The 13,893-nt window shown below is 42.7% G+C and carries 14 protein-coding genes; 9 read left to right on the forward strand and 5 right to left on the reverse strand.

The features are described from left to right. Window position 1 precedes the first annotated feature (1 nt). Together IFO69_RS02840 and IFO69_RS02845 are read right to left on the reverse strand one after the other, a co-directional pair. Entirely contained in the window at window positions 2-2,392 is a 2,391-nt protein-coding gene (locus IFO69_RS02840; RefSeq protein WP_192008043.1) for an endonuclease MutS2, read from the reverse strand. Between the two features lie 4 nt (window positions 2,393-2,396). After that, on the reverse strand, window positions 2,397-2,732 hold the full coding sequence (locus tag IFO69_RS02845) for a DUF4296 domain-containing protein (RefSeq protein ID WP_192008045.1): 336 nt from the start codon (window positions 2,730-2,732) through the stop codon (window positions 2,397-2,399). Window positions 2,733-2,840: 108 nt separating this feature from the next. Between IFO69_RS02845 and IFO69_RS02850 the strand changes: the two genes are divergently transcribed. The 3 genes from IFO69_RS02850 to IFO69_RS02860 are packed head-to-tail and all read left to right on the forward strand — an operon-like array spanning window position 2,841 to window position 5,644. Beyond that, window positions 2,841-3,719 carry a DUF58 domain-containing protein gene (locus tag IFO69_RS02850; protein ID WP_192008047.1) on the forward strand — a complete coding sequence of 293 codons (879 nt, stop codon included), beginning with the start codon at window positions 2,841-2,843 and terminating at the stop codon, window positions 3,717-3,719. Continuing rightward, a complete protein-coding gene (locus tag IFO69_RS02855) occupies window positions 3,712-4,611 on the forward strand; it encodes a hypothetical protein (protein WP_192008049.1) in 900 nt (299 codons plus the stop codon). Before IFO69_RS02850 ends, IFO69_RS02855 begins: the two co-directional genes overlap by 8 nt. Continuing rightward, window positions 4,598-5,644, forward strand: coding sequence for a vWA domain-containing protein (locus IFO69_RS02860; protein ID WP_192008051.1), 1,047 nt, complete (start codon window positions 4,598-4,600; stop codon window positions 5,642-5,644). The genes IFO69_RS02855 and IFO69_RS02860 overlap by 14 nt, the downstream gene beginning before the upstream one ends. 38 nt (window positions 5,645-5,682) lie before the next feature. Here the strand turns inward: IFO69_RS02860 and IFO69_RS02865 are convergent, their stop codons facing one another. Further along, window positions 5,683-6,348, reverse strand: coding sequence for a LysE family translocator (locus IFO69_RS02865; protein WP_317173411.1), 666 nt, complete (start codon window positions 6,346-6,348; stop codon window positions 5,683-5,685). Continuing rightward, window positions 6,318-7,859, reverse strand: coding sequence for a GH3 family domain-containing protein (locus IFO69_RS02870; protein ID WP_192008053.1), 1,542 nt, complete (start codon window positions 7,857-7,859; stop codon window positions 6,318-6,320). Before IFO69_RS02870 ends, IFO69_RS02865 begins: the two co-directional genes overlap by 31 nt. Before the next feature lie 93 nt (window positions 7,860-7,952). Between IFO69_RS02870 and IFO69_RS02875 the strand changes: the two genes are divergently transcribed. The 6 genes from IFO69_RS02875 to IFO69_RS02900 all read left to right on the forward strand — a co-directional run bounded on the left by IFO69_RS02875 (window position 7,953) and on the right by IFO69_RS02900 (window position 13,155). After that, window positions 7,953-8,627 (forward strand): YggS family pyridoxal phosphate-dependent enzyme, encoded by a 675-nt coding sequence (locus tag IFO69_RS02875; protein ID WP_192008056.1) that lies wholly within the window; start codon window positions 7,953-7,955, stop codon window positions 8,625-8,627. Between the two features lie 3 nt (window positions 8,628-8,630). Then, window positions 8,631-9,023, forward strand: a complete 393-nt coding sequence (locus IFO69_RS02880) for a DUF423 domain-containing protein (protein ID WP_192008058.1) — start codon at window positions 8,631-8,633, stop codon at window positions 9,021-9,023. A gap of 29 nt (window positions 9,024-9,052) precedes the next feature. After that, window positions 9,053-10,348, forward strand: coding sequence for a D-alanyl-D-alanine carboxypeptidase (locus IFO69_RS02885; RefSeq protein ID WP_192008060.1), 1,296 nt, complete (start codon window positions 9,053-9,055; stop codon window positions 10,346-10,348). 21 nt (window positions 10,349-10,369) lie between these two features. Further along, complete coding sequence (locus IFO69_RS02890; RefSeq protein ID WP_192008061.1) at window positions 10,370-11,425, forward strand: S66 peptidase family protein; 1,056 nt, start codon at window positions 10,370-10,372, stop codon at window positions 11,423-11,425. Window positions 11,426-11,569: 144 nt separating this feature from the next. Beyond that, window positions 11,570-12,226: an SGNH/GDSL hydrolase family protein gene (locus IFO69_RS02895; protein ID WP_317173412.1), complete on the forward strand. Its 657-nt coding sequence runs from the start codon at window positions 11,570-11,572 to the stop codon at window positions 12,224-12,226. 329 nt (window positions 12,227-12,555) lie between these two features. After that, window positions 12,556-13,155, forward strand: a complete 600-nt coding sequence (locus tag IFO69_RS02900; RefSeq protein ID WP_192008062.1) for a hypothetical protein — start codon at window positions 12,556-12,558, stop codon at window positions 13,153-13,155. A gap of 60 nt (window positions 13,156-13,215) precedes the next feature. Here the strand turns inward: IFO69_RS02900 and IFO69_RS21830 are convergent, their stop codons facing one another. Continuing rightward, window positions 13,216-13,443 (reverse strand): group II intron maturase-specific domain-containing protein, encoded by a 228-nt coding sequence (locus IFO69_RS21830; RefSeq protein ID WP_192008959.1) that lies wholly within the window; start codon window positions 13,441-13,443, stop codon window positions 13,216-13,218. Between the last annotated feature and the right edge of the window lie 450 nt (window positions 13,444-13,893).

Raw genomic sequence — 13,893 nt, forward strand, 5'->3', positions numbered from 1 at the left:
CTTACCTTAAGGTCACCAAGGTCACTCCTGCTCCTCCTCTATCCGCATGTTCATCTTCGTATTTCCCCACAGCAGGCATGGTGCGCAGCAAATTACGAGTGATATCCCTCAGAATTCCATCTCCCTTACCATGGACAATCCTAAGATCCTTTATGCCCAGCATATGACCTTCATCTACGAAGTTCTGGACAATGGGTAAGACTTCCTCTCCACGCTTACCTCTCAAATCAAGGTTAGTAGAAAAGTCTCTCATCTTTGAAGTGGTATCGAAACCCATCCTTGCAGAGATTGCTTTCTTCTCTTTTTTCAAAGTCGTGTTGGAGATCTTCTCCAGTCTGTTCAGCTTCACATTGGACTTTAGGTCTCCTATGCTGATTTCTACATCCTTGTTTCTTACTGAGAGGACCTGTGCAATGGCTCCATTATCCTTTAACCTGACATGGTCGCCCGCTTGGATTTCTCCTCCCACTATCTTGATTTCTTGAGGCACTTTTGGCCGAACTGCTTTATCCGGCTTTATGGCAGATTTCAAATGATCCAAATCCTTTCTTGCCTTCTTGGTTGCTTCCTTCTCAGCCTTATTTTCCTTGATTGAACGAATAGTTTCTTCAATCTTTTTATTGGCTCCATCTAGAATAGTCTTGGCCTCAAGCTTGGCCTGTTGGATCAGCTGTTTCTGATTGCTCTCCAAAGTCTCCTTAAGCTCGCTATATTCTTGGAGCCTTTGGGTCAACAATCTTTCCTTGCGTTGTGCCTCCACCAGAATCTGTTCGTACTTGGATTTTTCTGATTCCAACTTATTGAGGAGCTTATCATACCGGACCCTTTCATCACCGATTTGCTCCTTGGCATATCCGATGATTTCTTTTGAAATACCAATCTTTGTAGCAATTTCTAATGCAAATGAACTGCCTGGTTTGCCTATTTCTAATTGATACAAAGGTTCCAATTTGTCCACATCAAAACGCATGGCACCATTGGTCATCCCTTGGTTTTTGGCAGCTATTTGCTTCAGGTTACCGTAGTGTGTGGTCACCACCCCATAAGCACCTGATTTGTTCAAGGCCAGTAGAATGGATTCCGCTATGGCTCCTCCAAACTGAGGCTCCGTTCCCGTACCAAATTCATCAATAAAAAATATGGTTTTCTTATCAGCAAACTGGGTAAAATACTTCATACTCATCAAGTGAGAGCTATAAGTACTGAGGTCATTCTCTATATTTTGTTCATCCCCAATATCAATAAAGAAATTTTGAAACACAGTACACTTGGAATGCGGATCCATGGGCACCAAGAGCCCACACTGCAGCATATATTGCACCAAGGCAACCGTCTTCAAAGTCACCGACTTACCACCGGCATTGGGACCCGAAATCACCAACAGTCGGCTATTATGATCCAATTGGATGTTCAAGGGAATAATCGCTCTATCCTGCTGCTTCAACGCTTGCTCCAATACAGGGTGGCGCGCATTATACCACTCTATAATTTTTCCTTTCTGCAAACTCGGTTTGCTGGCATTCATTTTCAAAGCCAATTTTGCCTTGGCCCTGATAAAATCCACCATTCCCAAAAATTTAAAAGCACTGCGCAATTCGGGAATAAACGGCCGCAGGGTATCGGTAAGTTGCATCAAAATCTTCTGAACCTCCCTCCTTTCCATGTATTCCAGCTCCTTCAGCTCATTATTGATATCCAGGACTTCTGCTGGCTCCAGAAAAACTGTTTGCCCAGTGGCAGATTCATCATGGACAAAACCTTTGATCTTCCGCTTGTTTTCGGCCAATACAGGCATCACCATTCTTCCCCCACGGATAGTGATAGAGGCGTCATCGGGGGTCAAACCTTTCGCTTTTGCTTCCCTAAAAATCCTGTCCAAAACCTTTCTCAATCGGTTTTCCTCATAAAGGATCTGTCCGCGGATCAGCCCTAACTCTTTGGTAGCATTATTCTTTATTTTCCCTTTATCATCCAATACCCTTTCAATGGCTCTCAAAAGCGTATTGTCCAAATTGACCAACCCCAACAACTGAAAAAGCTGCGGGTAATCCTCTTGAAACTTGGTGAAAAAATCCACACATCCCTTTAAAGTGATCAATGAAAGCTTGATTTCATGGAAGTCCTCTTCATAAAGAAAAGTCCCTTCTATTTTGGCTTTTTCCAAATAAGGGAAAATGTTCAAAAAGTTCGAAGAAGGAAAAAGCTCTCCTGACAAAAGAATTTGCCTGAACTCTTCTGTTTGGTCCAACAACCTGTTCAGAAGGTTAAGATCCTTAGAGAAGCTCACCTTTTGAACCATGTCTGTACCCAGCTTACTGGTACACTCTTCTCTGATCCAATCCTTTATTTTATCAAAATTAATCTTGGACTCAAGATTATCTGGATATTGCATATACTTAATTGCCTTCTTTTTCTTTTACATTCAGAGAATCAATCACCCGGGCATAAAGCTCCTCCATCTTCTCTGCATCTCTCAAATAATACTCCAAGCTTTTGGTATAGGTCGTATCAGCCACTTGGTGCTTTTCGAACACCCTGTTCTCGAACATCGGATATAGCTTTTTGGATGAATCATAGGAAACAGGCAAAGAACTCGCGAGTCCCTCGGCCATGTGAATATCGACCATGATTCCGACCATCTCATCCTCTGACAACAAATACTTTGGTTGCTTATCATCACTACATGAAAGGCAACCCAATACCAAAACGAAGAAGAATATTAACTTTTTCACAATTCAAAATTAGCCATTTCCGTTGAAATTTAGGTAACATGATATCCATTACTCGTTTTATTATTCAAACATGTCCATTAAATTTAGGCCTTCGGAATAAAATAGCCCATGAATCAACTGCTGAAAAAACTCAGAAAATACGAAATCATGATCAGAAAGGTGGCCAATAACCACCTTCAGGGTGACTATCAGTCCATTTTCAAAGGCGCTGGACTTGAATTTGATGACCTGAGACCTTACCAATATGGCGATGACATCAGGACCATCGAGTGGAAAGTTTCCGCCAAGGGACATGGAACTTTTGTTAAAACCTTCAAAGAAGATAAGGATCAGTCTGTCTATTTTCTCTTAGACATCAGCGGTTCTCAGGATATTGGGGATGAACGAAGGAAGAAAATTGACCTGGGAAAAGAAATTGCAGGAGTGCTTACTTTAGCCGCCATCCATGAAGGAAGCCAAGTAGCCCTGGTCTCTTTTTCGGATCAGAAAGAAAAAGTGATCCTCCCTGGTAAAGGCCCTAAACAAGGGGTCAAGGTGATCAGGGGCATCTTCAAACATGAGAACAAGTCTATCAAGACCAACCTCAATGAGATGTTTACTTTTTGTCTCAACCTCATCAAAAAGAGAAGCATCATCATTGTGATTTCTGATTTTATAGACCAAGACTATGAAAGGCCCTTCAAAGCCATGGCTGAAAAGCACGATGTGGTCGCCATCCAAGTGACCGATCCTAGGGAGTCCGCATTGCCCTCCTTGGGCATCATCCCTGTTTTTGACAAAGAAGAAGGAAAAACCACTTGGGTAAACACAGCCTTTGGAAGTTTTTCTAAAAAAATTGCCGATACCTTTACTACAGAAAGGAGTTCACTAAAAGAATTATGCAAGAAAAACCAAATTAACTATCTCCCCATTGACACACAGGAAGATATCGTACTTCCTTTGATAGAATTGTTTAGGTACAGGAATAAAACCATGAAACGTGGGTAAGATCAGAGCATTAACCTTTAGTATTTTATTATATTTAATCCACTTCTCCGTTCACGCCCAGGGCCTGAAGGTAGAAGGATATTTTCTCCAGGATTCTGCCAAATTGGGAGAAAGGGTTGGGTACGTTTTAAAAGCGGAATATCCCACTAAAATGAACATTGTCTTCCCCGATTCGACCTTCGAATACCGGGACTTTTCATTCTTGGAAAAACAAACTTTTACTTCTTACACGCCCGACAGCATTACCCAGGACAGCGCTGTATATTATTTATCCAACTTTTCATTGGATCCCATAAAAACCTATGCCCTGCCGGTTTTTGAGATTTTGAAATACGACAGCCTGGTTCACTATGCGGATAATGACAGTTTGGCACTGACCCTGACTATCCAGCCATTGCCGGAAGAGTTGACTTTCAAAGACAATGACAAATACCTTTCCATTGAAAAGGATTTCAACTACCCCTACCTCTTAATTTTTCTTGGCATTATCTTGATCATTGGATTGGTGGTCTTGGTGGTCTTCGGAAAGAAAATCCAAAAACAATGGGCAGCCAGAAAGCTTAAGAAACAGCATAAGAAATTCCTTAGTAAATGGAACGAGACCGTTCAAACCCTGCAAGAAAAGCCAAGCTTACAGGCAGCCGATGAAACTTTGTGGGTCTGGAGAGATTATATGGAACGCCTCACAGGAAAACCGTACAGGGAATGGACCGCTACTGAAATTGGTGAGCAAATGGAGCGTCCTGAAATCGTCAAGGAATTCAGAAAAATTGAAATCATCATTTACGCCAATCGACCATCAGAAGATATATTGGCCACCTGTGACAAGTTAAAAGAGATTTGTGTGGAAATGTACAACCAAAAAATCAAAGAAATCCATGAACGCAAATAGTATTATCGATTGGTTTTCTTGGTCTTGGTTTTTGCCGGAAACCCTACGTTCATTTGAGTGGAAAAACCCATGGGTGCTTCATTTGCTTTGGGTAGTTCCTTTGATATTGCTGATCAGAAAGTTTACCAAGTTTATGAAGAATCCTTCATTGGAACTTTCTCTTCCAGGGAGTGTATCTTCCAGTAACCCTTGGACCTACTTAAGACTGGTACCGACACTCTTCTTTATACTGGCCCTATGGATGGTCGTAATCGCTTTGGCCCGCCCACAGCGTTCCAATGAAAAAGTAGAGCAATCTACAGAGGGAATTGATATTATGTTGGTCTTGGATATTTCAGAATCCATGGACCTGCAGGACTTCAAACCAAACCGACTGGAAGCGGCCAAGTCCACTGCCATTGACTTTATCAATGGCCGTTTTGGTGACCGGATAGGCATGGTCATCTTTGCTGGTGAAGCCTTTTCTTTAGCGCCATTGACCACTGATTACGAATTGCTGACCGATTTGATAGAGGACATCTCCTTTGATATGATGGACGCCAAGGGCACAGCCATCGGAAGTGCTGTGGCCACAGCAACCAACCGGATGAGGGAATCCAACTCAAAGTCCAAAGTGATGGTCCTTTTAAGTGACGGGGACAACAATGCAGGAAATGTGGATCCAGTATTTGCAGCGGAACTCGCCGAAGCCATGGACATTAAAATTTACACCATTGCGGTGGGCAAGGACGGTATGGTTCCCTATGGTACGGACTTCTTTGGAAGGCCTCAGATGGTAGAAACCTACCTGAACGAAACTACACTTCGGGATTTGGCCAGGATTGGTAAAGGACAGTTTTTCCGGGCATCTGATGACGGGGCTTTGGAAAACATATTTGACCAGATCAACCAACTGGAAAAAGCAGAGATCCTAGAATCCCGGTACAAAGAGACACAGGACTTTTACAGGCCCTATCTTTTCTTTGGAATCCTATTCTTCTTTATTTGGCTTAGCTTAAAAAGCACCTTTGTCAATAACTTTCTATTGGATTAAAACAATTGAGGCCTCGAAATTCGAGGCCTCAATTGTTTTTATACGGATTGTTCGATGGCAAACTTCAAAAGCCTTACCCCAAAGACAACCAACACCACCGCTACTATCCTGTTCATATTCAACATCAATTTGGGCGTGATGAATTTACTCAACTTCTTGGCTATATAGGCTTTCACCAAGTCAATGGAAAAAACAGTCAACAAAACACCCAGATAATAAAGGAAAATATCGATAGGCGTGTACCTTGTCCTGAGCTGAACGAGTCCAGCCACTGAGATCCAGAACAGAAACACAAAAGGGTTAACACCGTTTAGGCTTAATCCCTTTATAAAGCCCCTTCTCCTTTTGGGAGTTTCTTGTACAGGCAGCCCCCCAGAATTAGGACGCGGAGTTCCTTTCTTTACAAAGCTTACTATCCCAAAGCCGATCATTATGGCTCCACCGACATAGCCCAAGCCTGCTTTAAAAAAAGGGTTGTTAGTTAAATAGGACACTCCAAAATAAGAGATCAATACATAAATGGAGTCGCTCAGTAGGATGCCCAAAGCCATAAAAACAGAATGTCTGAATCCATTTTCGATGCTATTCTGGATCAATGCAAAAAAAACGGGACCTACGATCATACTCAGCACCAATCCCATCCCAATACCTTCCAATAAAGAAATCCCCATGTTTACTTTTGTTCCTCCAAAAATGTCAGCCAAGACTCCATCTTTGGTCCCTTGAGCACCCTTGGGAATTTATGCTGTCCACCTTCTTTCCCTTCCGACCGCATCCAATCGTAAAAGATTTTTGAAGGCAAAACATCCAACTTGACTTCTTTTAAGGCATGTTTTCTTTCGACCACATAATCATCATTCAGGGCTTTGAGGTGATGGTCTATTACCTCTCTGAGCTTCTCTTGATCCACCTCATCGTCTGTACCAATATACCAATGGTGTGCAAACAAGGTCCCCATAGGAATCCCCAAAACCGTAAACTCCCGAATATTGATATTCATCTCATCCTCCGCCAATCGGACGGCCTTGTTCATATTGTCCACTGACAAATGCTCCCCGCACAGGCTCAAAAAATGCTTGGTTCTTCCAGTAATTACAATCTCACTTTCAGAAACTGAAACAAACTTGATCACATCCCCGATCAAATACCTCCACGTACCGGCACAAGTACTGATCAAAATGGCATAATCCACGCCTTCTTCTACTTCATCTATCTTTAGTGGCCTGACCCCATCTCTTATTTCACTATTTTCGTCAAAATACAATTCATTGAAAGGCACAAACTCATAGAAAATCCCATTGTTCAGTACCAGCCTCATCGAACTTCTATCCGGCAATGCCTGAAAGGCCAAAAAACCTTCACTCGCCAAATAGGTTTCCATGTAAATCAATGGCCGCGCCAGCAATTTCTCAAAGCCCTTTTTATAAGGTTCGAAGGACACCCCCCCATGAACAAAAATATTGAGGTTGGGCCAAATATCATGAATGGTCTCCACCTCATACCGCTCAATGATCTTTTCCAATAGAATCTGCAGCCAAGCCGGCACCCCCACGATGATCCCTATATCCCATTTTGGAGCATTTTCAACTATCTTTTCCAGTTTCTCGCCCCAGTTTTTATTGCGTGCTATTTCCTGCCCTGGTTTGTAAAAGCGTTGAAACCAAATAGGAAGTTTTCCTGCTGTAATCCCACTCAAATCTCCCGCAAAGTAGGTCCCATTGAACTCCAAGTCTGTGCTTCCTCCCAACATCAAAATGCCCTTGTTGAAAAACTTAGAGGGCAGGTCATATTTGGACAGGGACAGGATTTGTCTTACGCCTGTTTTTCGAATGGCCTTCACCATTTCTTTGGTAATGGGAATATATTTGGAAGCACTTCCTGAGGTTCCCGAACTCAAGGCGAAGTATTTAATGGTCTTTGGCCAGGTGACATTGGCCTCTCCCTTTTGAAGCTTATGCCACCATTCATCATAGATTTTGTCATAATCATAGATCGGAACGGCCTCGGCAAACGCAGTGTAAAAATCATCTCCAGGCTTTCTGAATCGGGACAAAATCTTCTTAAAACCATACTTTTCACCTATCTGGGTCTTGTTGGCTGTAATCAAGAGCTTTTTGAGCTCCTGTTTTTGAAGTTCTAAAGGTGAGCTGTATTCCTGTTCCAAGGATTCCCTTAGCCTAATCCCCTTTTTTAACAATGTACCTATTATAGCCATATCTTTGTGCCGGGAGTATTCGTTGAGTTCATGTAATATTTATTTGATTAAAGTATCACTCGCCACTATCTTTGATAGTGTAAAAATAAAGGAATGAGTATAAAAGAGAACTTATCTGACCTAAAAAAGAAATTCAAAAAATTTGACTGCCTCCTCGTAGCGGTCAGCAAAACAAAACCAGTGGCTGATATTCAGGAAGCTTATGATGCCGGCATCCGGGATTTTGGTGAAAACAAAGTCCAGGAACTGGTGGACAAACAGCCCCAACTGCCAGACGATATCCAATGGCATATGATCGGCCACCTTCAGAGGAACAAGGTCAAATACATTGCCCCTTTTATCCACCTGATTCACGGAGTGGATACCTTCAAACTACTCAAGGAAATCAACAAGCAGGCGCAAAAGGCAGAAAGGGTGATTCCTTGCTTGTTGCAAATCCACATTGCCAAAGAAGAGACCAAATTTGGTTTTGATGAAGAAGAGGTGCTTGCCCTTATCCAAGAAAAGGCCTTTGATGAGCTTAAAAACATCAGGATCATTGGCTTGATGGGCATGGCCACCAATACCGAAAATGAAGCTATCGTCCGGGCTGAATTTGGAGGCCTGAAAAAATTCATGGACCAACTCAACACCTTGGAACTTCCTGAAAACCTGGCCCTCAAAGAACTCTCGATGGGCATGAGCGGAGACTTCTTGCTTGCCCAAGAAGAGGGAAGCACCATGGTCAGGGTCGGCAGTGCCATTTTTGGAAAAAGAAATTATCGATAAAATATGAATTACATCAGTACAATTAGGCTTGCCGCCATTTTAGGGGCACTTTCAGTGGCTATCGGGGCCTTTGGTGCCCATGGCTTGGCCCCTGTTTTAGAAAAGATGGGCAGGGTGGACACTTTCGAAACTGCGGTAAAGTATCAATTTTACCATACTTTGGCCATATTTATGGTTGGTCTGCTGCAGGTCAAGTTTGGGCAAAGCAAGGCACTTAATGCCAGCGTCTACGCCTTTTTGATTGGCATTATCATATTCTCTGGCTCCCTCTTTATCTTGTCCACCACAGGGATCACTTGGCTGGGAGCCATCACGCCTGTTGGGGGAGTAGCTTTTATCGTGGGTTGGGTGCTTCTTTTTCTGGGGGTAAAACCAAATATCAAAACTAAAGCCTAACCAAGTTCCACATCGTTGAAAATTACCCTATGCTAAAAAGGATCATTACACTTTTTTTGCTGCAACTGTCCATCAGTCTTTCGCTTTTGGGGCAAAGTCACAGCAAATTCCAGAAAGACCTTGAACAACTCTTGGGAGCTCAATCCTTCTTTGGCCACCACCAAACAGGCTTTGCGCTTTATGATTTGGATGAGCAGAAAATGAAGTTTGAGCATAACAGTCACTTGAACTTTATCCCTGCTTCCACCACCAAGCTCTTTACTTTTTATGCGGGCCTGATGGTCTTGGGAGACAGCACCAAAAAGCTTCGCTATATCCCCAAAGGCAAGGATGTGCTTATTTGGGGTACAGGAGATCCTTCCTGGCATTACAAACCTCTGCCACAGCAGGACCTAAATGCTTTCTTCTCTGCATTTGATAAAGTCTACTTTTCGGACGACAATTGGAAAGAAAACCCCTTCGGATATGGCTGGCAATGGGATGATTATTATTACAGCTATTCTGCGGAAAGGTCTCCCCTTCCGATCTATGGCAATTTGGTCACCGTGAATTCAAAAAATCAATCCCCCAAAATCATCCCCAAACTTTTTTCCAAAAACCTATTGGTTACTTCCAAGGAAATCAAGGACATAGAACGTGATTTCCATAGCAACAATTTCTATTACAATCCTCAGATCTACAGAAAGCAGGAATCCAAAGTTCCTTTTATCACTTCCCCTGAAACTTTTGCTTTATTAGCCAGTGAAGCTTTGGGCAAAGAGGTAATCCTTTCCAAGGAAAAGCTTCCCGAGGAACATTTTATCCTAAAGGGGATTCCGCTGGACAGCCTTTACCGGGAAATGCTTCATGAAAGTGATAATTTCTTGGCAGAACAGCTTTTGCTGATGGTTTCCGACGAACTCTTTATGGAAATGAATGATGCCGAGACCATTGAGCATTTAGTGGAGAACTTCCTGTTTGATTTGCCGGACCAGCCCCAATGGGTAGATGGATCAGGGCTTTCCCGACACAATTTATTTACCCCAAGTGACATGGTAAGTATCGCGGAAAAAATTTATCGGATTGTCCCAGACACTACGTTATTCCGCCTATTGCCCCAGGGAGGAAGGACAGGCACCTTAAAAAATGCCTACCGTGCTCCCACACCTTATGTCTTTGCCAAAACAGGAACCATGAGCAATAACCACTGTTTGGTAGGCTATCTAAAAACCCATAAAAACAAGCTGTATGCTTTTGCTTTTATGAATAACAACTATCCCTACAAAGCAAAGGAAGTCATTTCAGAGATGGAGAAGGTATTGTTGTATATTCGGGATAATTTCTAAATTCAATCAAAAATTTCAAGCATGAACAAAAGGACATTTATAAAAGCATTGGGACTTACCGCTGGACTCTCTCCAATGATGGCATTAAAGAGCGATGTATTGGCAGCCCAAAGCCCAGAGGACGCCAAAACCATACTGCCCATGCCACTCAAAAAGGGAGATACTGTAGGACTTGTAAGTCCATCTTCTGCTAGCAATGATGAAATTTTGTTTCAGTTTGCCCAAGAAACTTTAGAGGCCCTGGGTTTCAAAGTGCTACCTGGCCAGCATTTGACAGACCGTTACGGCCATTTGGCCGGTAAAGATGAGGCCCGTGCCGGAGACATCAACGACATGTTTGCCAACAAAGAAGTAAAGGCCATCATCTGCATTCGGGGAGGTTCCGGAGCCGCCCGGATACTGCCCTTGCTGGATTATAAAACCATCAAAAAGAACCCCAAGCCAATCCTCGGCTACAGTGATATCACAGCCATCCATAACGCCATCTATGCCCAAACGGGGCTGATCACCTTTCACGGGCCGAATGGCACCGGAAGCTGGAACAGCTTTAATGTGAAGCAGTTTGAGCAAATGTTCTTTGAAGAGAAATTGGTAAAGTTTGAAAATGAGCAGGAAAAAGGAGATGATCTGATCGTCAAGAAAAACCGTATTCAAACCATTACCCCGGGAACAGCAGAAGGGGTAATCGTAGGCGGAAACCTTACGGTCCTGACAGGACTGGCCGGATCCCCTTACCTTCCAGATTTCAAGCATAAAATCCTCTTTTTAGAGGATGTAGGGGAAGACCCTTACCGCATTGACAGGATGATGAGCACCTTGATGCTGATGGGAGCATTGGATGAAATCAAAGGATTTATTTTTGGGCAATGCTCGGATTGTGATCCATCCGGGGGCTATGGTTCGTTAACTATATGGCAGATCCTTCAGGATTACATCAAGCCTTTGGGCATCCCGGCCTATCGCGGCGCCATGATCGGACATGTCAGCAAACAGTTTATTGTCCCCATTGGAGCCAAGGTCAAGATGGATGCAGGTCTTGGAGTCTTTGAAATGACCGAGAAAATTTTCCAATCCTAAATTCATTTGAATAAAAATAATGTGCTAACACTTACCAATTCAATTTTCAACAGTAACCTTAATAGAATTCATTTTCTTTGGTCACTTCTATGGGCTTCCATCTTATTTTCTTGTACCACTCACCAATCCACTCAACCCGCTAATGTGTCACCATCCAAAAAGACACTTTCCAAAAACATGAATAAAAACGAACTTACTTACCTGGCCTTGGGTGACTCCTATACCATTGGAGAAGGAGTGCAGCCCAGTGAAAACTATCCCCATCAGCTGGTCTCCATTATGGAGCAATACGAATATGACTTTGACAGCCCAAAGATCATCGCCACCACCGGCTGGACGACGGACGAACTCCAAAAAGGGATCAGTGCCGCCAAGATAGAAGGCAATACCTATGACTTGGTCACCTTGCTGATCGGAGTAAACAACCAGTACAGGGGACGCAGCGTGGATAATTTCAAGGAAGAATTTTCAGAACTTCTGGACCAGGCCATCGTCTTTGCGGGTGGGGACAAAACAAGGGTCATTGTCATTTCGATCCCTGACTGGGGAGTGACTGCATTTGCCAGCCAGCAAAATGTCGACCAACAAAAAGTAGCCGAGGAAATCACCGCTTATAACACCGCCAAGCAGCAAATCAGCCATTCCAAGGGGGTACATTATTTGGACATCACCCAAGAGTACCGCCAGATCGGCGCCTATCCCGAGAACCAGGCCGCCGACGGGCTCCACCCCAGTGGGAGGATATACAGTTCCTGGGCAGAGCGACTGGCCGACCTGGTTAGGGAGGAAATCAGATTTTAGGATATAAGCATCAATTTACCCCCAGTGGGGTATTTTTTTTGAGTTTGGAGTTGTTTAGATTTAAAGGATATATCCATTTTTAAATGCTTACAAATAGTTTGAAGTGTTTGTAAATGGATAAATGGCCTTAGAACAATTTCAAAGGGCTTTTTTAAAAAAATATTTATATAGACGTTGTAGCCAATCCCTCATATATTAAAAATATTTACTTTCAGGGCTAACGGTTGATAGCCTAAAATAGCTTAGAAATAGTTTTATGGAATTGTAATTTTAAAAGGTAATTAATTGTATTTTTCAAGACGTTAGTCAGAAGCTAAAAAAGACAACCTGTGAATTGGAAGAAAATATCGGAAAATTGGAAAACCTTTACCCTGGAAAACGGACTAAAGGACAATTCTAAGGAGAACAATTACTTCTACGGGAAACAGGAAATCTATCAAGCAAAAGAAGATTTTCAAGGATTTCGAATTTTCTATAAGAACAAATTCAATAAATCTGCTGAAGCCACTGCTTTTGCACATAAGGCGAATTCATTTTCAATTACAACACCTGTATCTACTGACTCCACTTGGACTTTAAAAATAAGAACGACTTCGTTTTGGAAAAGGCTTTTCAGCTCGACTGAGAAATTAAAAATTGACACAAACCTTGGCAACTTTGAAAATCTAATTCCACTGGAGTCAATTGAATCACTAACCAAAGACTTTCCAGACTTAGAAATTAGAGTCTCAGAATATGGTAGATTGCAAAACGAAGAAATATCTCCAGACACCAAAGTAATGGAAATTTCAACAGGAGTTCAACCAGAAGACATTAACCAAATTGACAGAGCTAGAACACTGATGCACAGAATTCTTGAGAACCTAAATAAAAATGGAAAAATAAAGCCGGCACATAGTCGAGTAGGTAAAGGGGAATCTCACACCTAAACCTCCCACAGAACCGTACGTGATAGTCTCCCATCATACGGCTCTTCGGAGTTAGACCCACTAAGGGCGAAAACCATATTGCCAATGTAGGAATAGATTCGGATAGTGTTTACACACTTTTCGTAACCAATCCCACGCTAACTTTCTTGGCTTTTGCCTGAACCTTCGATACTTGTTTATTACCCATTTCAGCAACCTCAAATTCAGAAGTCGCATCGCTCGTTTCAAGCCTACTTTAATGAACCTTCCGTAATAGTTTATCCACCCGCGTAATTTCGGCGCTACTATTTTGGCTAAATCCCCTACTACGGGTTAATCCGCCACTATCAAAAGGCTTCGATACTCTGGGACTTGCCCAAAGGTTTTTGTCCGTCTCTCTTTGCTTCATTTCGATAGCTTCTCCTATTCCGTAAAAGAGCCCGAGTACAGGTCATGCCTTCTTTATCCCGTATGCCAATAAACCAACTTTAGGACTGTCGCTTATCTCTTTCTCTCAGACTCGCTGTACCTTCGATTTTGACATATCATACGTGATTATCGAGACCTCTAAAGGTTCACTTGTGTTCATCTCCTTGTACTCATACCTGATAAGGTCAATCCTGCTTCTCAGCAAAATCCCACTACCTTTTCCTAGACGCTCAATACCATGCACTGAATACACAGCACCTCTAGGTGGTTTGACAAGTCTGTCTAACCAGTCCTTGCCGAGAGGTCTTCCGTAGCTATCGGAATCGCTCA

Source organism: Echinicola arenosa, assembly GCF_014841125.1.
In the GTDB taxonomy this organism is placed as follows: domain Bacteria; phylum Bacteroidota; class Bacteroidia; order Cytophagales; family Cyclobacteriaceae; genus Echinicola; species Echinicola arenosa.

What these genes read in the sequence shown, in the direction of transcription:
- IFO69_RS02875 (WP_192008056.1), top strand. Translation starts at nt 7,953, where the DNA reads ATGAGTATAAAAGAGAACTTATCTGACCTAAAAAAGAAATTCAAAAAA.
- IFO69_RS02885 (WP_192008060.1), top strand. Translation starts at nt 9,053, where the DNA reads ATGCTAAAAAGGATCATTACACTTTTTTTGCTGCAACTGTCCATCAGT.
- IFO69_RS02860 (WP_192008051.1), top strand. Translation starts at nt 4,598, where the DNA reads ATGAACGCAAATAGTATTATCGATTGGTTTTCTTGGTCTTGGTTTTTG.
- IFO69_RS02850 (WP_192008047.1), top strand. Translation starts at nt 2,841, where the DNA reads ATGAATCAACTGCTGAAAAAACTCAGAAAATACGAAATCATGATCAGA.
- IFO69_RS02890 (WP_192008061.1), top strand. Translation starts at nt 10,370, where the DNA reads ATGAACAAAAGGACATTTATAAAAGCATTGGGACTTACCGCTGGACTC.
- IFO69_RS02870 (WP_192008053.1), bottom strand. Translation starts at nt 7,859, where the DNA reads ATGGCTATAATAGGTACATTGTTAAAAAAGGGGATTAGGCTAAGGGAA.
- IFO69_RS02880 (WP_192008058.1), top strand. Translation starts at nt 8,631, where the DNA reads ATGAATTACATCAGTACAATTAGGCTTGCCGCCATTTTAGGGGCACTT.
- IFO69_RS02840 (WP_192008043.1), bottom strand. Translation starts at nt 2,392, where the DNA reads ATGCAATATCCAGATAATCTTGAGTCCAAGATTAATTTTGATAAAATA.